The 21,953-nt window shown below is 73.9% G+C and carries 18 protein-coding genes and 1 pseudogene; 10 read left to right on the top strand and 9 right to left on the bottom strand.

Annotated elements, in window-relative coordinates:
• The 7 genes and pseudogenes from ACZ52R_RS33405 to ACZ52R_RS33375 all read left to right on the top strand — a co-directional run.
• A pseudogene (locus tag ACZ52R_RS33405) lies at positions 1-169 on the top strand (IS5/IS1182 family transposase); the annotation flags it as partial.
• Between the two features lie 143 nt (positions 170-312).
• Positions 313-1,248: a class I SAM-dependent methyltransferase gene (locus ACZ52R_RS33400; RefSeq protein ID WP_465754702.1), complete on the top strand. Its 936-nt coding sequence runs from the start codon at positions 313-315 to the stop codon at positions 1,246-1,248.
• Positions 1,232-1,807 carry a GNAT family N-acetyltransferase gene (locus ACZ52R_RS33395; RefSeq protein ID WP_465754701.1) on the top strand — a complete coding sequence of 192 codons (576 nt, stop codon included), beginning with the start codon at positions 1,232-1,234 and terminating at the stop codon, positions 1,805-1,807. Before ACZ52R_RS33400 ends, ACZ52R_RS33395 begins: the two co-directional genes overlap by 17 nt.
• Positions 1,808-1,876: 69 nt before the next feature.
• Positions 1,877-2,332, top strand: coding sequence for a hypothetical protein (locus tag ACZ52R_RS33390; protein WP_465614860.1), 456 nt, complete (start codon positions 1,877-1,879; stop codon positions 2,330-2,332).
• A 15-nt stretch (positions 2,333-2,347) separates the two neighbouring features.
• Positions 2,348-3,583, top strand: coding sequence for a sensor histidine kinase (locus ACZ52R_RS33385; protein WP_465754700.1), 1,236 nt, complete (start codon positions 2,348-2,350; stop codon positions 3,581-3,583).
• Entirely contained in the window at positions 3,580-4,188 is a 609-nt protein-coding gene (locus tag ACZ52R_RS33380) for a response regulator transcription factor (protein WP_465614862.1), read from the top strand. The genes ACZ52R_RS33385 and ACZ52R_RS33380 overlap by 4 nt, the downstream gene beginning before the upstream one ends.
• Before the next feature lie 217 nt (positions 4,189-4,405).
• A complete protein-coding gene (locus ACZ52R_RS33375; protein WP_465614863.1) occupies positions 4,406-5,239 on the top strand; it encodes an alpha/beta hydrolase in 834 nt (277 codons plus the stop codon).
• A 92-nt stretch (positions 5,240-5,331) separates the two neighbouring features.
• On the opposite strand, the gene ACZ52R_RS33370 is transcribed toward ACZ52R_RS33375, so the two are convergent.
• Both ACZ52R_RS33370 and ACZ52R_RS33365 read right to left on the bottom strand, forming a co-directional pair.
• Entirely contained in the window at positions 5,332-5,793 is a 462-nt protein-coding gene (locus tag ACZ52R_RS33370) for a hypothetical protein (RefSeq protein WP_465754699.1), read from the bottom strand.
• A gap of 89 nt (positions 5,794-5,882) precedes the next feature.
• Entirely contained in the window at positions 5,883-8,699 is a 2,817-nt protein-coding gene (locus ACZ52R_RS33365) for a helix-turn-helix transcriptional regulator (protein WP_465754706.1), read from the bottom strand.
• 416 nt (positions 8,700-9,115) lie between these two features.
• Between ACZ52R_RS33365 and ACZ52R_RS33360 the strand changes: the two genes are divergently transcribed.
• Positions 9,116-9,577, top strand: a complete 462-nt coding sequence (locus ACZ52R_RS33360; RefSeq protein ID WP_465614865.1) for an SsgA family sporulation/cell division regulator — start codon at positions 9,116-9,118, stop codon at positions 9,575-9,577.
• A gap of 74 nt (positions 9,578-9,651) precedes the next feature.
• Here ACZ52R_RS33360 and ACZ52R_RS33355 read toward each other — a convergent pair whose 3' ends face one another.
• The 7 genes from ACZ52R_RS33355 to ACZ52R_RS33325 all read right to left on the bottom strand — a co-directional run bounded on the left by ACZ52R_RS33355 (position 9,652) and on the right by ACZ52R_RS33325 (position 19,964).
• Positions 9,652-10,677 carry an NADP-dependent oxidoreductase gene (locus tag ACZ52R_RS33355; protein ID WP_465660633.1) on the bottom strand — a complete coding sequence of 342 codons (1,026 nt, stop codon included), beginning with the start codon at positions 10,675-10,677 and terminating at the stop codon, positions 9,652-9,654.
• Between the two features lie 159 nt (positions 10,678-10,836).
• Positions 10,837-11,877: an LLM class flavin-dependent oxidoreductase gene (locus tag ACZ52R_RS33350; RefSeq protein WP_465614867.1), complete on the bottom strand. Its 1,041-nt coding sequence runs from the start codon at positions 11,875-11,877 to the stop codon at positions 10,837-10,839.
• A 229-nt stretch (positions 11,878-12,106) separates the two neighbouring features.
• Positions 12,107-12,496 carry an SCO5389 family protein gene (locus ACZ52R_RS33345; RefSeq protein ID WP_360501842.1) on the bottom strand — a complete coding sequence of 130 codons (390 nt, stop codon included), beginning with the start codon at positions 12,494-12,496 and terminating at the stop codon, positions 12,107-12,109.
• 129 nt (positions 12,497-12,625) lie between these two features.
• Positions 12,626-14,167: an MFS transporter gene (locus ACZ52R_RS33340; protein ID WP_360501844.1), complete on the bottom strand. Its 1,542-nt coding sequence runs from the start codon at positions 14,165-14,167 to the stop codon at positions 12,626-12,628.
• A 237-nt stretch (positions 14,168-14,404) separates the two neighbouring features.
• On the bottom strand, positions 14,405-17,785 hold the full coding sequence (locus ACZ52R_RS33335; RefSeq protein WP_465660631.1) for a lantibiotic dehydratase: 3,381 nt from the start codon (positions 17,783-17,785) through the stop codon (positions 14,405-14,407).
• Positions 17,782-19,173: a lanthionine synthetase C family protein gene (locus ACZ52R_RS33330; RefSeq protein WP_465660629.1), complete on the bottom strand. Its 1,392-nt coding sequence runs from the start codon at positions 19,171-19,173 to the stop codon at positions 17,782-17,784. Before ACZ52R_RS33330 ends, ACZ52R_RS33335 begins: the two co-directional genes overlap by 4 nt.
• On the bottom strand, positions 19,161-19,964 hold the full coding sequence (locus tag ACZ52R_RS33325) for a hypothetical protein (RefSeq protein ID WP_465660627.1): 804 nt from the start codon (positions 19,962-19,964) through the stop codon (positions 19,161-19,163). The genes ACZ52R_RS33330 and ACZ52R_RS33325 overlap by 13 nt, the downstream gene beginning before the upstream one ends.
• 665 nt (positions 19,965-20,629) lie before the next feature.
• Here ACZ52R_RS33325 and ACZ52R_RS33320 point away from each other — a divergent pair.
• Both ACZ52R_RS33320 and ACZ52R_RS33315 read left to right on the top strand, forming a co-directional pair.
• On the top strand, positions 20,630-21,343 hold the full coding sequence (locus ACZ52R_RS33320) for a molybdopterin-dependent oxidoreductase (RefSeq protein WP_465660625.1): 714 nt from the start codon (positions 20,630-20,632) through the stop codon (positions 21,341-21,343).
• Positions 21,327-21,941 carry a cytochrome b/b6 domain-containing protein gene (locus tag ACZ52R_RS33315; RefSeq protein WP_465614871.1) on the top strand — a complete coding sequence of 205 codons (615 nt, stop codon included), beginning with the start codon at positions 21,327-21,329 and terminating at the stop codon, positions 21,939-21,941. Before ACZ52R_RS33320 ends, ACZ52R_RS33315 begins: the two co-directional genes overlap by 17 nt.
• The last annotated feature ends 12 nt before the right edge of the window (positions 21,942-21,953 follow it).

Below are 21,953 nucleotides of genomic sequence, written 5' to 3'. Positions count from 1 at the left end.
CTGGATGAACAACTTCGGCAAGCTCCGCCGCTGCACCGAGCGACGAAGAACCATCGTCGAGTTCTTCATCGCCCTGGCCAGCATCATCATCACTGTCCGCTGCCTAATCAGACGGGCTTGGACCCTCTACCGCTGGGATACCCGGCCTCGAAGCCCCCGCATCCGATGACCTACTGGCGGACGCCCTAAGTGGCGGTCGGCGTCGAGCGGTGATCACCCGTGCGGGGACGGCGCGGTCGTGGGCAACATCTGTTGCGCAGTGAAGCAACGACCATTGACACGTTGCCGCAGCGGTCCCTACAGTGCGGGCCCATGGAGACGGACGATCTTGGTCGGCGGGTGGCGGAGGATGTGGCCGGTGGGGGCGGAGTGGAGGGGCTGCGGCGGCTGTCGGGCGTGATCGAGGCGTTGGAGGAGCGGCGGACGGAGCTGGTGGAGGAGTTGCGGCGCGGGCGCGAGGCCACCTGGGAGGAGATCGGACGGGCCTGCGGGATGACCCGGCAGGGCGCGACGCGGCGGTGGGCCGGGCGGCTGCGGGCACGGTCGTTCGGGGTCGCGGCGGCGTCGTACCAGGCCGGGCGGCCGGGATACCCGCAGGCGCTGATCGGGTCCGCGGTGCCCCGGGAGGCCCGGCGGGTGCTCGATCTGGGCGCCGGGACGGGCAAGTTGACCCGGCTGCTGGTCGAGGCGGGCCTGGACGTGGTCGCGGTCGAGCCCGACGAGGGAATGCGGGCGCACTTGGCCGCGGCGGTGCCGAAGGCGGCCGTCCGGGCGGGCTCGGCGGAGCGCGTCCCGCTGCCGGACGGGAGCATGGACGTCGTCGTGGTCGCGCAGGCCTGGCACTGGTTCGACCCGGCCGTCGCGGTGCCCGAGATCGCCCGGGTGCTCGCCCCCGGCGGGACGCTCGCCCTGGTGTGGAACGTCCGGGACGAATCGGAGCCCTGGGCCGCCGAACTCGGCGCGCTGATGCACCGGTCGACGCGGCAGCGGATCGACACCAGGCCCGTCCTGCCGGCGCCCTTCGGCCCGCCCGAGCGGCTGGAGATCCGCTGGGAGCACGAGACCACGCGGGCCGGGATCGTGGACATGGTCGCCTCGCGCAGCTACGTCATCGCGCTGCCGGAGAGCGAACGCATCCGGCTGCTGGCCGACGTCGGGCACCTGCTCGCCACCCACCCGGACCTGGCGGGGCAGGACACGATCGCCCTGCCGTACCTCACCCGGTGCACCCGTGTCCGCCTCGGCTGAGCCGGGCACGGTGCGCCGGCCCGTCACTGTGCGCCGCCTGGGCCGCGCGGATGCCGAGCCGTACCGGGCGTTCCGCCTGGAAGCCCTGCGCGAGACGCCCAGCGCCTTCACCTCCTGCCACGCCGAGGAGCGCGCCAAGCCGATGGCCGCGACGCTGCGCCGTCTGACCGAGGCCGAGGACGGGCCGGGCGCCCTGCTCGGGGCCTTCGACGACACGGGCACGCTGGTCGGCACCGCCGGGCTCAAGGTGGCGTCGCGGAGCCAGGAGCGGCACAAGGGCACGCTGTACGGCATGGCGGTGGCCCGCAGCGCCGCCGGGCGGGGGATCGGCCGGGCTCTGGTGCGGGAGGTGCTGCGCACGGCCGCCGAGGACGGGCGGCTGCGGCAGGTGCTGCTGACCGTCTCCGAGGGCAACGAGGCCGCTCTGCGGCTCTACACCGCCTGCGGCTTCGAGGTGTGGGGCCGAGAACCGAGGGCCGTGCTGGTGGACGGGCTGGCAGTCGCGAAGCTGCACATGGTGCGGCTGCTGGACGCCGAGCCGACAGCGGCCGGGCGCTGACAATTGTCATGGCGCACCGGTGCGCGAGCACACTGCCCCGCGCACCGGGCCTGCGCCCACGATGGGTCCATGACCTCCACCGAGACCTCCACTGACAGCGAAACCGGCACCGGCACCGACCCCGATCTGCACCACCCCGACACCCGGCGGGCCTTCCGCACCGTGCGGCGGTTCGTCCTCGCCTACCTCGGCCTCAGCGTGCTGACGCTGGCGGTCGCCTTCGCCCTCCGCGACCACCCTTCCCTCGTCACCTCGGCGGTCTGGGTCCGCGGCACCATCGTCGTGGCCGGCGCCGCCGTGACCCTGCTGCTCACCGCCCGCGCGGCCCGCGGCTCCCGGGGGGCCTTCCGGCGGCTGCGGATCATCTCGGCCGCCATGCTCGCCGCGATCGCTACGATCATCGTCCTGCCGGGGCTCTTCCCGGTCTGGATGAAGGTCGAGCAGGGCCTGTGCGGGCTCGCCCTGCTGGGCGTGGCCGTCCTGGTCAACGGGCGGCACCTGCGTACCCTGTTCGCCAGGCTGTGAGGAGGGGGCGCGAGGGTGACCGACCTCGACCGCGAGACCGCACCGAGCGCGCCGCCGACGGCTACGCCGACGACTGCGGCAACGACTGGGCCGACGACGCCGAGCGCGCCGGGCTCCGCCCACCGCTGGGGGCCGGGTCGGCGACGCCTCCTGCTGGGCGCCGGGATGCTGGTCTTCCCGGCGCTCACCGCCGTGGCCGTGAGTCAGGACGTCGCCGGGCTGGCCGCGTTCGCCGGATACGCCGTGGTCGCCGCGTTCTGCCTCTGCTACGTGCTGACCGCCCTCGCCCTCGAACGCGGCCGACGGCACCGGGTCACACTGCTGCTGGCGGTGATGACCGCCCTGTTCCTCGCCGCGCTCCCGTTCGCCCACGCGGACGCCTTCTACCTCGCCACCGTGGTCGTCTCGGCGGTCGCGGCCCTGTGGCGTCGGCAGGCCGCCCGGGTGGTGACCGTCGCCACGCTGGCCGCGTTCCTGGTGCCGTGGGCGGTGCGCCCCTGGCACACCGGGCCCGGCGGATTCCAGGCGCTGGCCCTGCTGTTCACCGCGCTCACCTGCGGCGCCTTCGCCGAACTGGCCGCCACCAACGGGGAGCTGGTCGCCGCCCGGGCCGAGGTGGCCCGGCTGGCCTCCGAGGCCGAACGCAACCGGATCGCCCGCGACCTGCACGACCTGCTCGGCCACTCGCTGACCGCGATCACCGTCAAGTCCCGCCTGGCGCAACGGCTGGCCGACAAGGACCCGGACCACGCGGTCGCCGAGATGGCGGCCGTGGAGACGCTCTCCCGGCAGGCGCTGTCCGACGTCCGCGCCGCCGTCACCGGCTACCGCGAGGTGACCCTCGCGGGCGAGCTGGCCCGCGCCCGCGAACTGCTGCGCGCCGCCGGGGTGGTGGCCGACCTGCCGACGGCGGCGGACGCGGTCGGGCCGGAGCACCGCGAACTGTTCGGCTGGGTACTGCGCGAGGGCATCACGAACACGGTCCGGCACGCCCGTGCCGCCCGCTGCTCGGTGGTGCTCACCGCGACCTCTGTGGAGATCCACGACGACGGTCGGGGCGATCAGGGCGATCAGGGCGGCCCCGGCGGCCCCGGAGGCCAAGGCGACGGCAAAGGCCTCACCGGCCTGCGGGAACGGGTCGCGGCGGCGGGCGGTACGGTCGAGGCAGGCCCGCTCGCCCCGCGCGGCTGGCGGCTGCTGGTCACCGTCCCGCCGGGCGGCTCCGACTCCCCTCCCGAAGGGACGACATGACGATCCGCCTGCTGCTCGCCGAGGACCAGGAGCTGGTGCGCACCGCGCTGCGCGCCCTGCTCGACCTGGAGGACGACTTCGAGGTGGTCGCCGCCGTCGGCCGCGGCGACCAGGTCGCGGAGGCGGCCCGCGAGCACGGGCCGGACGTCGCCCTGCTCGACATCGAGATGCCCGGACTGGACGGCCTGGCGGCGGCCGCCGTCCTGGCCCAGCGGGCGCCGGAGTGCCGGGTCGTCATCCTCACCACGTTCGGCCGCGCCGGCTACCTGCGCCGGGCCATGGAGGCGGGCGCGGTCGGCTTCGTGGTCAAGGACGCGCCCGCAGAGGTGCTGGCCGACGCCATCCGCCGGGTCGCGGCGGGGGAGCGGGTGGTGGACCCGGACCTGGCCGCCGCCACCCTCGCGGCGGGCACCTCCCCGCTCACCGCCCGCGAGCGCGACGTGCTGAACTCCTCCCGCCCGGGCGCCGGGGTCGCGGAGATCGCCGCGAAGCTCTACCTCTCCGAGGGGACGGTCCGCAACTACTTCTCCTCGGCCATCGCCAAGACCGGCACCCGCAACCGTACGGAGGCCCTGCGGGTCGCGGACGAGCGCGGCTGGCTCTGAGTCCGCGCCACCCTCGACCGCACCCGCCCCGCCGACGCGAAGCCCTCCTGGCCCGCAACACCGCAACACCGCAACACCGCAACACCGCAGCTCCGCAACACCGCAGCTCCGACAGCAATTAAGTCATTCGACTGTTTCGGTGCTGCCGTTCCCGTTCGATCCTGGCCGGGTGCCCACACGTCGGTGCTGGGCGGTCATCACGCCAGGAGGCCCCGCAGTGCCCGGTACGCCCGTCGTCTTCGTCCATGGAGCGTGGTTCCATGCGCTGTGCTGGGAGGCGTGGGCCCAGCGCTTCACGGCCCGGGGCTTCACCGTCGTGGCCCCGGGCTGGCCGGGCGAGCTTCCCACGGCCGACGAGGCGCGGCGCCGTCCGGACCGGCTCCCGGACCTCGGGCTGGCGGCACTGACCGAGCACTTCACGGGTGTCGTCGGGTCGTTCGACAGCCCGCCCGTGCTCATCGGGCACTCGGTGGGCGGGCTGATCGTGCAGCGGCTCCTTGCCGCGGGTCTCGGGCGTGCGGCCGTGGCCATCGCCTCGGCGCCCATCAACGGCGTGCCGCTGCCCGGCCCCCTCGCCGCGCTCGGAATGCCGCCCTGCGCCGGGTCGGCCGAGCCCTCGACCGAGTCGCCGGCCGGCCGCCCGGAGGCACAACTGGCGCTCTCGGGAGGGCAGTTCCGGCAGCTCTTCGCGAACACCTCCGACGAACGGGAAGCCGCGGAACTCTACGAGCGGTACGCCGTCCCGGCCCCGCGCCGACTGATCACCGAGGTGGGCGCCGGCGGCCGGTCCGAGCTGACTGCCGTGGACGTCGGCCGCAGGGCCCGCGGGCCGCTGCTCCTGATCTCGGGCCAGGAGGACCTGCTCGTACCCGACGCGCTGACCCGCGCCGTCTACAAGCAGTACGGCGACTCCGCGGCGGTGACGGAGCTGAAGCAGTTCGCGGACCGCAGCCACACCCTGTTCGTGGACAGCGGCTGGCGCCCGGTCGCGGACCACGTCCTCGACTGGCTGGCCCGGCAGGACATCCGGGCGGACCGGCCGGGGAGTTGAGACCCCCTCCGGATGCCACGCACACGGATGCCACGCACACGTGAGCCACGCAGATGCGCTTCACACACACGTACCTCCCGCACGTGTGCCCCTCAGAGGAGGGTGTACACCACCGAGCGTTCCAGCTTCTGCCGCCCGATCCGCCCCTTGGCGACGAGCGTCTCAAGCGTGTTGCGCACCACCTGCGGGGTGGGCTCCCGGTCCGGGTGCGCGCGCATCAGCTCCGCCCGCAGCTCCTTCGCCGCGCAGGGCTCGGTGTGACCGCGCAGGAGGTCCAGCAGGAGTTCGGTGAGGAGTGGCTGCCGCGCCTTGCCGCGCGGTCGCGCCCCGGCGAGTACGGGTTCGCTCTGCGCCTGCTCGGGGAGGGGCGACGGCTCCGACAGTCCCTCGTACCGCTCGGCAAGGGTCAGGAGCTCCTCCAGGAGGGCCTCCCCCTGCTCCAGCCGCTTGATCTCCTCGGCCAACTCCCGTTGCCGGCGCCGGTTGTCCTCCAGGTCCGACGCGGCCTGCAGGACGTACCGCGATCGGCGGGTGGCGGCCGATTGGCTGGTCACAACGTTCACTCCCTCGTCGTAGCTGGTGCTGCGCATGGTACCCCCGGGAGGCGGACGGCAGCGGCCTGTCCGGGGCGCACGTGTGCGGCTCAGCCCGCGCCGGGGGCCGGGGCGTCGCCCAGCGCGTCGCGCAGGGCGGCCCGGGAGGTGATGCCGAGCTTGGGGAACACCCGGTACAGGTGTGAGCTGACGGTACGGGGTGACAGGTGCATCCGCTCGCCGATCTCCTTGTTGGTCAGGCCGGCGGCGGCGAGGTCGGCGATCCGGTGCTCCTGCCAGGTGAGGGTGGCCAGGTGGGCGGAGGAGGCCCGCGCGGGCAGGCCGGAGGCGCGCAGTTCGGCCCGGGCGCGCTCGGCCCAGGCGGGGGCGCCGAGCCGCTCGAAGGCCTCCGCGGCCCGGGCCAGCGGCTGCCGGGCCGCCGCCGGCCCCCGGGAGTGCCGGGTCCGCACGCCGTGGGCGAGCCGGATGCGGGCCAGCTCGAACGGGAAGCGGACGGCGTCCGGCAGCGTCTCCACCAGCCCGAAGAGCTCGGCCGCCGCTTTCTCGTCGTCGGTCGTCATCGCCAGCGCGCCGTACGTCACCAGCGCCAGCCGGGGCGAGATGTCGGGCAGTCCGGCGTCGCGCGCGGCCAGCGCGTGTCGGCGCGCCTGGTCCGCGCGCCCGGTGTGCAGCGCCGCCTCGACGAGGTCGAGCAGGGTGCGGGACGCCTGGTGCGCGTACGGCGTGAACGAGCCCGGGGTGGTGATGCCGATCGCGTACAGGTAGGCGGCCTCGTAGTCGCCCTCGCTCAGCGCGGCGGTCGTGCCGACGGAGTCCGCGATCTGGGTGAGGAACCCCACCCCGCGCGGTCGCGCCCAGGCGTCGACGGCGGCCTGCAGCTCGCGGGCCCGGTCCAGGCGGCCGCGCATGGCGGCCAGGAGCGCGAGGTAGGCGCGGCTGTGGTGGGCGAAGAGGTCGTGGTCGTGGTCCGTCGCCAGCTCCAGGCTGCGCAGCCCGCTCTGCTCCGCCTCGTCCCACTCGCCGACGGCCATCTGGTCGAGCATGATCAGGTGCAGCATCGTCATGCCGGCCGACATCGCGCCGGTCGTCACCTCGCGGTCGACGACGCGCTGCAGGTGCGGCCGGTACGGGCCGAGCGTGTCCAGGTGGTAGGCGGCGACGCCGAGGCGGGTGACGTCCCAGGGTTCGAGGTCCTGCCGGCCGGCGAACGCGGCCTCCAGGCGCTCCCGTGCCCCGGCGCCGTGCCGCACCACGTCGCTCCAGGCGTCGCGGTAGATCAGCGAGCGCGTCGGCACCAGGTCGCCCAGCCGGTCCAGGAACGCGCGGACCTCCTGCCACGCGGTGCCGTCGCTCGCGTACTGGCAGTTCGCCAGCAGCAGGTTGATCAGCCGGCTGACCGTCTCGCTGTCTTCCCGTGCGCTGTCTCGCCGCGCGCTGTCTCGCCGCAGTCCGTCGGCCCGCACGCCGTCGACCCGCGGGCTGTCCTCCCGCAGGCCGTCGGCCCGCAGGGCCTCGATCGTGGCGATGATCCGGCGTCGCGAGGAGCGCACCTCCCCGTCCTGGTACAGCGCCAGATAGGCGGCGGCGAGCACTGCGGCGGGCGATTCGCCGCGGCCCGGGACGATGTCCGCGTGGGCCAGCCGCTGCGCCCGGTCGAGCAGGCCGGCCTGCCCGGCGAGGTAGGCCGCGTCGCCCAGCCGCCGGGAGCGGTCGGCGTGGTTCTCGCTGAGCTCCGCGGCCCGGACCAGCCAGGCCATCGCGGCGACCGCGCCGCCGCGCCGGGTCGCGGACTCGGCGGCCGCCTCCAGTTCGGCGGCGATCCGCTCGTCGGGGTCCACCGTGGCGGCCGCCAGGTGGGTGGCCCGCCGCTCGATGTCGTCCCGGTGGAAGCGGGCGAGCGTGGCGTGCGCCGCGCGGCGTTCGTTGGGGGTCGCCAGCTGGACCACGGTCGAGCGCACCAGCGGGTGGCGGAAGACGAAGTCGCCGCTGACCGGGTCGATGTCCAGTAGCCCGCCGAACGCCGCCTCGTCCGCGTCGGCCATCCGGTACCGGGCGCCGCGGGTGTGGCCCACCGAGGGCCCGGCCTCCACCCCGTCCAGCGCGCCGCGCAGCAGTTCCGCGCGCACCTCCCCGCCCAGGGCCTCGATGCGGGTGCCGTAGACGTGCTGGAGGCGGCGCGGCAGCGGGACGCCCTGGTAGCCCCACGCCTCCTCGGCCCCGCGCGCGGGCCTGCGGCTCAGGTAGGGCGGCAGCTCCTGCAGGGCCAGCGGGTTGCCCTGTGCCTCCCGCAGGACGACCCGGCGCAACTGCGGGTCGAGGCCCGGGTGCTGCCGGTCCAGGAGCTGCCCGGCCGCCTCCTCCGACAGGGTCGGCACGAACAGTTCGGGCAGGGCCGCGGTGTCCAGCCGGGACGGGATGTCCGAGCGCAGCGCGACGAGGAGCTTCACCGAGCCGCCGCTGAGCCGGCGGCCCGCGAAACCGGCCACCTCGGCGCTGGCGGTGTCGAACCACTGCCCGTCGTCGAGGACCAGCAGCAGCGGCTTCTGCGAGGACGCCAGGGACAGCAGGTCGAGGACCGCGATGGCGAGGGTCATGACCGACGGCGGCTTCTCCTGACTCCGCCCGAACACGACGTCGAACACCCCGCGGTAGCCGCTGTCGAGGCGGCTGAGCTGGGGGAGCAGCGGGTGCAGCAACTGGTGCAGGCCGGCGAACGGCAGGTCCGACTCGGCCTCGACGCCGGTCGCCCGGATCACCCGGTGGCCCTTCGCGGCCGCGAGTTCGGTGGCGTGCTCGAGGAGCGCGCTCTTCCCGACCCCCGTCTCGCCCTTGAGGACGAGTGCCTGTCCCTGTGCGGACGTCACGAAGGAGGACAGTACGTCCCCCTCGTGCCGGCGGCCGACCATCGTCCGGACGGTCCTGGCCGGCTCGTTCACGGGCTCCCCCTACGACTACGGTCCACAGGAAGCCCAGCGCTGCCGTGTCCTTCCGCCATTTTCCCACGGGCGGAAAGGTGTTCCGATCAGGTTTTCGGCCGACGTCACCATCGGCTTCCCCCCACACATAGGTGTGACCTCGGGAGGGAGCGGCGCACACCAGTCATCTGACGGTTTGTTCCCCTCCGCCGCCCCGAACCGTACAGCCCCGCAGCGCCTCGCCCCGCCCCGCGTCGTTCCGTACCGCCCCGCGCCGGACCGTCGAGCGGGCCGTCGAGCGGCCCGTGACGTACGGGAACCTTCGGTCAAGTGACGGATGCTCCGGACCGGCCGGTTGCAGAACAGTCGAGGGGACGACGGGGATCCACGAGAGGGGAAGACCGCCCATGAGCGGCGAAGGGTTCGGACACGGCGGCTGCCGGGAGGCGTCGAAGCACGTCCTCGCGCTCTCACTGGACGTCCTGCGGGTGCTGGGACGGGCCGAGCGGCAGCCCCTACGGGCGGACTTCCGCTTCGATCGGGACACACCGGTCCTCGTGTCCGTCACGCTCACCCCGCCCCGGGGACGGAGCGTCACCTGGCGGATCAGCCGTGAGCTGCTGTACCGGGGTCTCTCCGAACCGAGCGGCGAGGGCGACGTCCGGATCTGGCCGGTGCCCGGCGAACGGGGAGAACTGGCCTGGCTACGGCTGGCGTCGAGGGAGACGAGCGCCGTCCTGGAACTGCCCGTCGCCGCGCTGGCGCAGTGGTTCGAGGCGACCTACCGGCTGGTGTCGGCGGAGCAGACGCGGGAGGCCGCCGAACTGGACTGGGAGGCCTTCGTCACGCAGCTGCGCACCGAGCCGTGACCGAGGGCCGTGACCGACGCCGGCGGCCACGGCCGAGGGAGAGTCCGACGAGGGGTCTTCCCGGGTGGGGCGGATCAGGCCAGGCGGAGCACCAGCTTGCCGGTGTTCTCACCGCGGAACAGCATCCGGAAGGTCTCCGGGAAGTCGTCCACGGTGCCCTCCACCACCTGCTCCTTCACCGTGATCCGGCCGTCGCCGATCCAGCCCGCGATCTCGGCGGTCGCCTCCGCGTACCGGCGGGCGTAGTCGAACACCACGAAGCCCTCCATCCGCGCCCGCCGCACCAGCAGCGACAGGTAGTTGGACGGGCCCTCGACGGCGCTCTCGTTGTTGTACTGGCTGATCGCCCCGCAGATCACCACCCGGGCGTGCATGGCGAGGCGGGTCAGCGCGGCGTCCAGGATCGGCCCGCCGACGTTGTCGAAGTAGACGTCGATGCCGTCCGGGGCGTGGGTGCGCAGCGCCTTGCGGACGTCCTCGGCGCGGTAGTCGATCGCCGCGTCGAAGCCCAGCTCCTCGGTGAGCAGCGCGCACTTCTCGGGACCGCCCGCGATTCCGATCACCCGGCAGCCCTTCACCTTGGCGATCTGCCCGACGATGCTGCCGACCGCCCCGGCGGCGCCGGAGACCAGCACGGTCTCGCCCTCCTTGAGCGCCCCGACGTCCAGCAGCCCGAAGTACGCCGTCATACCGGGCATCCCGAGGGCGCCGAGGTAGGTGGACAGCGGTGCGAGTGCGGGATCCACCGTCATCGCGCCCTTGCCGTCGGACACCGCGTACTCCTGGACCCCGAAGGCGCCGACCACGTGGTCCCCGACCCGGAACTTCGGGTGGTTCGACGCGACGACCTCGACCACCGAGCCCGCCCGCATCACCTCGCCCAACCCGACCGGCGGCAGGTACGACGGCCGGTCGTCCAACCACCCGCGCATCGCCGGATCCAGTGACACGTACCGCGTCCGCCCCAGGAACTCCCCGTCCCCGGGCACCCCGACCGCCTCACTCCCGTGCGTCCAGTCCTCCGCCCGCACCTCCCCGACCGGCCGCCGGGCAAGGCGGATCTGGCGGTTGACTGCGGTGTCTCCGGTGTCTCCGGTCATGACGTCTCCTGGGGTGTGCACGCGGCTCTGGAACCCGACGCGCCCGATTCTAAGCAAGCGCTTATTCATCTGACCAGAGCCGATGACCCACGGAGACCCGTAGGAACGCCCGGAGGTCGAGTCCGCCCGACCTACCGGCTGTCGGAGATCTTCGGCCGGTCAGCCTTCCCCGGGCGCCGGGGCGGGGCGCCAGCCGAGGGCCGGTCCGAGCCGGGTCGCGAGGTCGGTGAGGATCTGCACGTAGTCCCGGTGCTCGAAGGTGAACGGCAGCGCGAAGGCGACCTCGTCGACCTCCCGGTACCCGGCGTGGGCGTGCAGCCGCTCGACGAGCTCCGCGGTCGTGCCGACCAGGTCGGGGGCGAACAGGAGCCGGGCCGGCCCCTGTGGGGCGTGCGTGCGCGGGGTGCGGGCGAGGGCGTACGCCTCGTACTTGGCGCGCTGTTCGGGCGTGGCGCTGTCGGTGGGGATGACCACCAGACTCTGGGAGACCCGGGCCCGCTCGCCGTCGGGGTGGCGTTCGCGGAAGGCGTGGATCTGCTCGGCCTGGATCGCGGCGAAGTCGAGCGGCCGGTCGTCCGGCTCGGTCTTCATCACGCTGCTGGTGAGCAGGTTGAGCCCTTGTCCGCCGGCCCAGCGGGCGGAGCGCAGGCTGCCGGCGCCGTACCAGAGGCGGGAAACGAGGCCGGGGGAGTGCGGCTGGACCCGGCGGGAGTACACCTCGACGCCTTCGGTGCCGGCGAAATCGGAGGCGTCCTCGCCGCGGATCAGGGCGAGGAGGCGTTCGGCACGGCGGGGGCTGAAGTCCTCGTGCTCGCCGGTGTCGGGGTAGAGCGCGTCGCGTACGTGCTTGTAGTGGGTGGGCGGGCCGACGCTGAAGCCGGGGTTGAGCCGGCCACCGGACAGGATGTCCACGGTGGCGAGGTCCTCGGCGAGCCGGAGCGGGTTCTCCCAGCCGAGCGGGGTGACGGCGGTGCCGAGCTGGATGCGGCTGGTGCGCTGGGTGGCGGCGGCGAGGACGGCGACGGGGGAGGAGATCCCGTACTGGAGGTGGCGGTGGCGCAGCCAGGCGCTGTCGAAGCCGAGCTGCTCGGCGAGGGTGATGAGGTCCAGGGTGGACTCGTGGCCCCGGCGCGGGTCCGCCTCGTCGAAGAGCCCGATGGTCAGGAAGCCGAGTCTGCGCAGCGGGCGGGGGTCCGGCATGGTGGGCGGCTCCGCTGGGTGTGAGGCGGCCCGGGGGAGGGCCGGACGGTCCGTGTCCTCCGAACGTAGCGCCCGCCCCTCGGCCCGACAAGATCGGCAATGCGATCCGGACACCCGGCTGAAACGAGGCGCAACCGGGCGCAGCGGGACGCAGCCGGGCGCCATGCGGCGTCACGCGACGTCACGCGCGGAGGGCCCCGCCCGGGCGGGGCCCTCCGTACGGCGGTCGTCAGCAGCTGCGCAGCTCCGGGCTCTGGTTGCGGATCTGGTTGTGCAGCGAGGTGAACTCGCGGTACGCCTCGCTGTCCTCGGAGCCGGGCCGGAAGGCGCCGACGCGGTGGCAGTTGACGAAGGCGAGCTTCACTCCGAAGTGGTCCTCCAGGCTGCCCCGGATGGCGTTGCTGGCGAGCGCGCGCAGCAGCTGGGCCCGCTGCTCGTCGCTGGGCGTGGTGTTGTCGGTGGTGAACTCCTCGTCACCGTCCGCGAGTTCGGTGCTGAGCCCGGCGACGACCTGGTAGGCGTAGGGGAGCGAGGCCCGGACGGTGGCCAGGAAGTCGGCCTCGTCGACGCGGCCCTCCCGGGCCTGGTCGAGGAGGGCGGGGGAGACGTCGAGCGACATGGGTGTCCTCTTTCGGGGGGTGCCGGGGGTGCCGGGGGTACGTGGGCATCGGTGGGCAAACACCTGCCCGCGATGGTTATCGAAGATGAAAACCATTGCGGTTAAGATTTCGGTATCCCCGACGCCCTGTCAAGTGCCGCCCCCCGAAGGGCTGACATCCGCCTCCGGCAGCCGGCGGACCTTGATGACGAGCGAGGCGATCACTACGGCGAGCGCCGCGAAGACGAGGCCCAGCTGGAAGGCGCTCGCGATGCCGTGCACCAGCACCTGTGAGGAGTACGGCTCGGGCAGCTGTCCGGTCGCCTTGAAGCGGAGGGCCTCCTGCGGGGTGGCCTGCTGGAGGAACTTCCCGACCTGCTGACGGGCCTCGTTGCGGCTGGCGGTGCCGTACACCGTGACCAGGATCGACAGGCCCAGCGAACCGCCCACCTGCTGGGTGGTGTTGAGCATGCCGGTGGCGGCACCGGTCTCGTGCGGGGCGACCCGGGAGACGGCGGTGAGCATCACCGGGACGAAGATCGAGCCCATGCCGAAGCCGAACAGCAGGGTCGGCCCGAGGATGCCGCCGACGTAGCTGGTGTTGATGTCGATCCGGGTGGCCCAGGTGACTCCGGCCAGCACCAGAACCGAGCCGGTGACCAGGAACGGCTTCGGGCCCCACCGCAGTTGGTTGCGGGCGGCGAACTGGGCGGCGGCGATGATGGCCACGCTGATCGGCAGGAACGCGAAGCCGGCCCGCAGCGGGCTGAAACCGAGGATCTCCTGCACGAACAGGGTGATGAAGAAGAAGATGCTGAACATCGCCGCGGCCACGCAGAGCATCAGCCCGTACGCGCCGGAGCGGTTGCGGTCACGGAACAGGTGCAGCGGGGTGATCGGCTGTGTCACGCGCCGCTCGTTGAGCACGAAGGCCGCCAGCAGGGCGACGGCGAGGCTGAACGCGGTCAGCGTCACGGTGTCCGTCCAGCCGTGCTCGGCGGCGCGGATGAAGCCGTACACCAGCGAGACCATGCCCGCGGTGGAGGTGAAAGCGCCGGTGAGGTCGAACCGTCCGGGGTGGCGTTCGGACTCGTTGATGTAGAGCGGCGCCAGGAGCGCGATCGCGATGCCGATCGGCACGTTGACGAAGAACACCCACCGCCAGGACAGCCAGGACGTCAGCATGCCGCCGAGCAGCAGCCCGATCGCGCCGCCCGCGCCCGCGACGGCGGAGAACACGCCGAAGGCCCGGTTGCGGTCCGGGCCCTCCTTGAAGTTGGTGGCGATCAGTGCCAGCGCGGTCGGCGAGGCGATCGCGCCGCCCAGCCCCTGCAGGGCCCGCGCGGCCAGCAGCCAGGCGGAGGACTGCGCGACCCCGCCGAGCAGCGAGGCCAGGCTGAACACCAGCACGCCGACGACGAACACCCGCCGCCGGCCGAGGATGTCGCCCGCCCGGCCGCCGAGCAGCAGCAGCCCGCCGAAGGTCAGGGTGTAGGCGTTGATGACCCAGGACAGGTCGGTGGTGTTGAACTTCAGCGCCTGCTGGATGTGCGGCAGCGCGATGTTCACGATCGTGATGTCCAGGACGACCATCAGCTGGGTGGCCGCGATGACGGTGAGGGCTATCCCTGGATGCTGGCCCCGACGTGCGGTCGCGGGCGGAGCCGTGGCCAGGGCACGCGAGGTGGCCATGGCAGGTTCCCCAATGGCTCGGGAGCGAACGAGTGGGAGGGGGACGGATTCGTTCACCAACCTCGACAGTATCCCCAGGAGATAGGGAACACAACCGTTCATTACGGACAAGCGGTGATTTCCGGACAACCGTCGATCGGGGGTGTGAACCCCGTCCCGGCCATGGCGGGTCATCGGGCAAGACCTCTTGCCGGCCCGGAGCTCGCAACACGAGACTGTTCGCCCTCGGCGAGTCGGTCAGGCCGGCTGGTCGCGGTGGGCAGCTTCGCTCTCCACGCTCAGGCCCTTGCGCGTGCGCTGGAGCATCTGGACCAGCAGCCCCTCCGACGGGCGTCGCTCGGCCAGCAGCCGGTTGCAGTGGAGGTGGACGTAGCTGCCGAGCAGCCGGTCGCGGTCCGTGGCGAGCCGCCCGGCAGCCTCCAGTCCGGACAGCCGGTCGACGGCCTCGGCGAGCGCGCTGCGGCGCTGTGCCAGGATCGTCTGCACCGCACCGCCCAGCAGGGCCGGGCCCTGCGGTGTGCCGAGCAGGGTGCGCAGGCGCCGCTGGCGCACGCGGTAGTCCTCGCCGGCCTGGCGGCGGGCGGAGTCGTAGAACTGCCGGGCCTGGTCGGTGTACCAGTGCAGGCGCTCCTCGGCGTCGAGGCCGAGCCCGGCTAGCAGGTCGTCGGTGCTGACGGCGGCGAGCTCGGTGAGGTCGCCGCCGTCCGGGGCGTCCGGGGAGTCCGAGCCGTCCGGGCTGTCCACGGCGGACGGGCCGTCCGCGAGGGGCGGGGTGTGTGCCGGCCCGGTCTCGGCGAGCAGCCTCATCACGGCCCGGCTGTCGGCGCAGAAGATCTCCTCGCTGACGTCGGTCCCCTCCGAACCGCCGTACCGCTCGAGTTCACGGTCGTAGGTGTCGATGACCAGCCGGGAGACCAGGCCCTCATCGGTGAGCCGGGCGGCGAGCCGGGCGATCTCCGGGAGCAGGTGCCGGGTCAGGGCCTCCTGGTCGCCCTTCCAGCGCAGGCGCAGGTGCGGGTCCGGGTCCGCGTACCGGATGAAGAACCACTGCTGCGCGAGCCCGGAGACCTCGGCCATCTCGCACAGGTGCCTGAGGGGGCCGGCCAGGAGGCCGTTCTCCTGGTCGTGGTCGCAGTAGAGCTTGGCGAACAGCCAGTCGCTTCCCGGCAGGCGGAGCCGGTCCCGGATCGGGACGGGGCGGTCGTCGCCGCGCGCGACCGTCGGCGCGGGCGCGGGCGCGGGCGCGGGCGCGGTCTGCGGTACGGCCTGAGGTACCGCCTGTGGTCCGGGTGTCGTCCGCGTCGCCGTCCCCGGGGCCACCCGCCTGTCCGCCTGCCCGTCCGCCCGTGCTGCCGCCTGTGGGCGAAGGACGAGTGGTGCCACGAGCTCGCTCATGAAGACGCCGTCCGCACCGGGCACCCACGCGTCGGCGGTGTCGGGCAGTGCCTCCTGGAGCACGAGCAGCCCGGCCCGGCTGCTGCGGGCCTCGGCGCGCAGCTGTTCGACCTGGGCGGGGTCGTCGAGGTCGAGCAGCAGCCGGTTGTCGGCCACGGTCAGGTAGAGGCGCGCCGGGACCGACCACTGCGTGCGCCAGGCGGCCACGTGGGCGGCGAAGGCCTCGGCGCCGGCCGGCCGGCCCTCGCCGCCGTCGGGGGCCGGGCGCAGCAGCCAGCGGGCGGGGGCCAGCACGATCCGGCCGTACTGCACTCTGGGCAGGAACGGGAAGCCGGCCGCCGGGCCCCAGTCGAAGGCCGCGAACTCGGGTGAGCCGTCCCGGGCGACCTCGTCGAGGAAGCGGCAGACAGCGGGCGCCTGATGGGTGTTGAGCATGTGGCGCGCGGTCGGGCGCAGCACGGCGTCGAGCCGCCGAGACCGGAGCCGGTAGCGGTCGTGGCGGATGCCGACCAGGATGTCGTCGAGCGGCACGACCCGCTCGGCGGGCACCCCGGCGGGGACGTCGAGGACGATCTCGTGCTCGTGGACGGCGGGGCGCACGACGACGTTCGCCATCCGGTGGTTCGCGGGGAGGTAGACGACCTCGGCGGGCAGGGCGGCGTCGGCGCGGGCCCGGCTCTCGGCTTCGCCCAGGGCGCGCAGTGCCGCCGGGCCCTGCGGCGCGAGGAGGTCGGCGAACCGTCCGAGCGAGCGGCCGGCGCTGCTGGCGCCCAGGTTGGGTCCGACGACCAGGAGGAAGTCCCCGCGGTCCACGGCCTCGGGGGAGGCGGCGGCGACGAAGGCGGACAGCTCCAGGGAGAGCGGCGCGGGTACGGGTTCGGTCGACGGGTCCCGGGTCTGGAGGTCGGCCAGCAGGGCGTCGGTCAGTTCGACGACGCGCTGCCCGTCCCGCAGGGCGCCGAGGGCGAGGTCGGTGAGTGCGTTCGCGCGCCGGGCGGCCACCTCGGGCGGCAGCGCCTGCCGGGCGCCGTGCGCGTGTGCGAGCGGGCCGATCCCGGTGTGCTCGTCCAGCAGCTCCAGCAGGGGCACCTCCCGGTCGTGGCCGTAGCGCTGGGTGAACGCGCCCCGGTGGGCCGACAGTTCGGCGCAGCCCAGCGGCTGCGGCGACAGGCGCAGGAGCAGCTCGGCCGCCTGGGCGCAGGCCTCGCCGACGTGGGCGGTGAGCCGGTCGCCGGCCACGGGCCGGGCCATGTCGGTCTGGAACGCCGGTCCGCCGGCCGGGTGGACGGCCTTCGCACGCTGGGCGATGCCGCGGGCCCGCTTCGGTGCCTCGTCCGCCGGGGCCCTGTCGAGATCGGCCATCTCGGCGAGCAGGTCGGCGAGTCGGCCGGCTGTGCGGGCGCAGGCGGGGCGGTCGGCAAGGCGGCCGCGCAGCTCGTCGGCCGGTTCGGCGGTGGTGAGGGCGGCGCGCAGGTCGGTGACCAGGAGGCGCTGGCGCCACAGGTCGGTGAGCAGCCGGTCGACCTGCTCGGGACTGCCGCCCGTGTGGTCCAACAGGTGGCGGCGCAGCGCCGCGTACGGGACGGGGCGGCGGGCGGCGCGCAGTGCCTCGCGTACGGCGGTGGTGAGGCGGACCGAGCCGGTGCTCTGCGCGGGTCCGCCGTCGGCCAGGGCGAGCCGGCCGTGGCGCTCGACGGCGTGGGCGCCGACCGCCCACCGGCTGTCGGCGCGGGCGGCGGGGTCGTCGTCCAGGGTGAGGCACAGGTCGGTCAGCCAGCCCATGTCCGGGCGGGTGCGGATGCGGTCGGCGTCGTTGCGCACGGACAGTGTGGTGCGCTCGCCCCAGCCCGCGAGGGACACGGCGGCGAACGCGCCGTACGGGGTGGGCCGGGTGCTCATCCGGATCAGGTAGCGGGCCAGCTTCAGCTCGGCTCGGGCGGCGTCGCGCGGGCTCGCCCCGGGGCGCTGCAGTGCTTCGAGCAGGTCGGGGCTGGCGATGGCCAGGGCCCGGCGGATGCGCGGGTCGGCGAGGGCGTCGCGGGGGTTCGCGGTGGTGGCGGCGCCCGGTCCGCGGGCAGGCAGCAGGGGGGTGCGGACGATCAGCCAGGGGGCCGGTTCGTAGAGGGGGGCGCGGCTGCGGGGGTGCGGCGGGGCCGCGTCGGCGGCGGCGCCGGTGTTCACGGGCGGTGCCGGGGCCGGGTCGGGGCTCGGGGCCGGCGTCATGACAGCGCCACGGCGCGGTCCCACACCGGCTCCTGGTCCGTCGCGGCCGCGAGCAGGACGAGGGCGACCCCGGCCGCCCCGTCGAGGAAGCCGGGCTGGTCGACGAGATTGCCCGCCGGCTCCACCGTCGCGATCCCCATCGGCCGTGCCGGGTCGACGTGCGCCAGGATCTGTTCGGTCAGAGCGACGGCGGCCTCGGTGAACACGGGCAGCCCGGTGTCGTCGGCGAAGCGGAGCGTCACCTGGAGGAGCCCGGCGACGCCGTGGCAGAAGGTCGGGGAGTCGATGCCGCGCTCGGGGACGGGCCGACGGTAGACGGCCTCCATCGCCTGCACCGCCGCGCCGCACAGGCCGTCGTCGCCGAGCGCGCTGCCCGCCAGCCACAGCGCCCTGGCGATCCCCGGGCTGCCGTAGCACCACGCACTGCGGGTGGCGTGGTGCGCGCGGCCCTCGCGCAGGCCGGGCCCGCCGTCGACCAGCGGGACGACGGCGGGCCAGTTCGGCCCGGCCGCGTCGTCCACCCGGTGGGCCGACAGCCACCGGGCCGGCTCGCGGACGGCCGGTTCGAGGCCCTCGACCACGGCCCCGCTGCGGACGGCCAGGGCCAGCACCGCCAGCGGGCCCGGGATGCCGTGCGCCAGACCGCAGTTGAGGTTGCCGAACGGATAGGAGCGGGCCTGCTCCTCGTCATGGAGCAGCGCCACCGGGGTGTACCAGGCGGGCGGGTGCCCATCGGAGCGGGCGAGGCCCACGAGAGCGCGCAGCACCTGCGGGAGCGCCGGATGCGCGGGCCGGTCCGCACCGGCGGGCAGCAGGTGGGTGGCGATGCCGCTGAGGCCCGAGATGAGGTCGAAGGCCGACACCGGCACGCCGCTGCTCCCGCGCATGGCCGCCGCCGCGGACAGGCTCACCGCCGCGATCCGGCCGTCGAGGACCTGGCGCAGGCGCCGGTAGCCGCGACCGCCGCCCAGTACCGCCGCGCAGAACGCGACACCGCTCAGCCCCCCGAACACGCTCGGCGGGGCGCTGCCGCGCCGCTCCAGCGCGGCCACCGAGCGCGCGAGGTGCGCGTGCCCGGTGCGGTCCCAGCCCTCGGCGGGGAAGCAGCGGTGCAGCTGGGCGCAGAGCAGGGCCTGGCCGGTGTCGCCCTGCGCCAGCGACACGGGGTCCCAGTGCACCGATCCGGGGAACGACGTCTGCCGGGCGGCGAGTTCGATCGCCGCCCGCACGCGCGGGGGGTCGGTGGCCCGGTCGGCGATCAGCCGGGCGGCTTCGAGCGCACGTGCCCCGGCCGCCGGCCCCAGCCGGGGTGTCCAGCCGTCGCGGCCCTGCGCCGCCGGCGCGGGCGGTGTGGGCGAGGCCGTGCCGAATGCCGTCACATCCGGCATTGCGGGTTCGGTCCGCAGGTGAACACGTGCGGGTTGCAGGTGTCGCGGGTTTCGCACAGGTGGCACGTGGCCTGGCCACAGGTGGCGCAGGTCCCTCTGCCGCAGGTGATGCAAGTGAACCCGCCGCAGGTCACGCAGGTGGCTTCGCCGCAGGTGACGCAGGTGGCTCCGCCGCAGGTGACGCAGGTGTTGTCCTCACCGCACGTGGCGCAGGTGTTCTCACCACAGGTGGCGCAGGTCTGGCAGGTCTGGCAGGTCCTGCGGAGGGTGGCGCATACCGTGTCGTCGGTGCACTGGCACGTGTGCGGCTTGCAGCCGGTGTTGAATTCCGTCGGGCAGTCGAAGTCGGTGCCGCAGGCGAAGTCGGTGTGACAGGGGGCCCCGGTCTCCGGCCCGAGGGGCTGCATGCCCGTCGGGCGTGGCTGCCCCAGGCGGAGGTCGAGGTCGAACTCGTCCACGGGAGCGGCCGATTCCACGCGGGTGAAGTGCACGGTCGCGTCGCGACGCAGGGTGACCTTCGTCGCGTCGAGTCCGACGAACGGCGGCTGGTCGCTCGCGACGGTCTCCACCGAGAGCACGTCCGCGGAGGCGAACTCGGCGTAGTAGTCGAGCTGTTTGTTGAAGTACAGGCGCCGGAATCCGGTGCGGTCGCTGTCGCCCAGCAGGCCGCTGAGGGTCAGCGTCTTGGCCGGCCGCTCGGATGGGTCGGAGAGGTTCCTTGCCACGAAGTCGTCCTGTGGGCGGTCGCCGATGCCGCTGGGCCCACCGGGTTCGGAGTTCTTGTCGGCCATGTCAACCTCGGGTGCTACTGATGAGGTTCCGCGCTTCCACGGCGGCGCCGGTTGCACAGGGTGCGGGTTCCCGTGGTGTACGGTCCGGGCCAGCCGGACGGCGGCGTCACCGGCGGGAGGCCGCGGCCGCGTCAGACCGTCGGCCTGTCAGTGGTCCTGCCGCATGCCGGAGCTTGCGAGGAGACGGGCCCGGGACGAGAAACCGCACTGTCCGTGTTGACTCTGCGTCACGCTCGGTCCTGTCTCCTCCTTCCATTGTGGGCCCGCTTGCCCGTACCCGCACGGCCCGTGGGCGGGGTGACGACGGACTCCGGAGCCGTCGCCGAGGAGGTGCGCCGAGGCGGCCTTGCCCTGTGATCCGATGGATACCGGGGAATCTGATACTGGCCCCCGCCGTCTGCCTCGTACCGGCGCTGCGTCGCTGCGGCGGTGCGGACCTGCGGGAGGCGAAACCGGAAAGCGCGGTGGCGAGCGATCTCACGATCCGGCCGGTCGGCTCGGAAGCGCAGACAGCCGAGCCCGCGCCGAGCGCCGCCCTCGGCCACGGCGCGGTGGTGCCGGCGCTGGTCGCGGCCGGCGCGCGGTGCGGTGCCGGAGATGACGAAATTCTGACGGAACGCCCCGGTCGCTGGCCGTGGCCCGCCCTGAGCTGGTCGAATCGGGGCGTGACGAGAGAAGTGGAACATCCCAAGGGCAGTCCGGTGGGCCGGCGGGTCGTGCTGGGCCTGCTCGGGCTCGGCGCGGCCGGCGTGGCGGTCGGCCCGTACCTGCAGCGTGCCGAGTCGGCGTTGGCCGAGCGGGATCCGAGTGGGCTCAGCGGGCTGTTGCCGGGCAACAACGGCTTCCGCTACTACTCGGTGGTGACCTTCGTCCCCGGGCGGGACGCCGCGAACTACGCGCTCACGGTGGACGGACTGGTGGAGCGCCCCACCACCCACCGGCTGGCCGATCTGCAGGCGATGCCGCAGCGGCGGCTGGTCAAGGACGTCCAGTGCGTCACCGGCTGGCGGGTGCCGAACACCCCGTTCGAGGGCGTGCCGCTGGCCCACCTCCTGGACGCCGCGGGGGTGAAGGACGGGGCGAAGGCCGTGCGCTTCAACTGCTTCGACGGCGAGTACACCGAGAGCCTGACCCTGGAGCAGGCGCGCCGGGACGACGTGCTGGTGGCGCTGCGCATGCAGGACAATCCGATCTCGCACGACCACGGCGGGCCCGTGCGGCTGTACGTCGCGCCGATGTACTTCTACAAGTCCGCGAAGTGGCTGTCGGGGATCACCGTCACCGGCTCGGTGGAGCCGGGTTACTGGGAGCAGAACGGTTATGACGTCGACGCCTGGGTCGGCCGGTCGAACGGGCGGGACGATGCGCCGACGAGTTGAGCCGATCCTCCGCTTCACCCCGACCGAGCGCTGGGTGCACCGTACGACCGCCGCGCTGATGGGCGTCTGCCTGGCCACGGCCGCCTTCCTCTACCTGGCGCCGCTCGCCACGCTGGTCGGCAACCGGCCGCTGGTCGTCACCGTGCACGTGTGGTGCGGCCTGGCCCTGCCGGTGCCGCTGCTGCTCGGGCTGGCGTCCCGTGCGCTGCGGGCGGACGTCGCCCGGCTCAGCCGGTTCGTGCCGGCGGACTGGGCGTGGCTGCGGGCCGTCCGGCGGCGCTCCTGGGACCGGCCGGCGGGCAAGTTCAACGCCGGGCAGAAGCTGTACGCGCAGTGGACGCTCGGGTCGATGCTGGTGATCGTCGGCACCGGGTTGCTGATGTGGCTCACCCACCTCGCCCCGCCGTCCTGGCGGACCGGCGCGACCTTCGTCCACGACTGGCTGGCCGCTGCCATCGCGATCGTGGTCGCCGGGCACGTCCGGATGGCCTGGCGGGATCCTGAGGCCCGGCGCGGGATGCGGACCGGGCTGGTGGAGCGGGGCTGGGCCGAGCGCGAGCACCCGCACTGGCAGGCCGCGGACGCGGAGCCGGAGTAGGCCGGGGGAGCC

It is taken from the genome of Kitasatospora sp. NPDC034023, assembly GCF_055575795.1.
The sequence above is the reverse complement of the archived record's forward strand: the minus strand, read 5'-3'. Positions and strand labels throughout refer to the sequence as shown.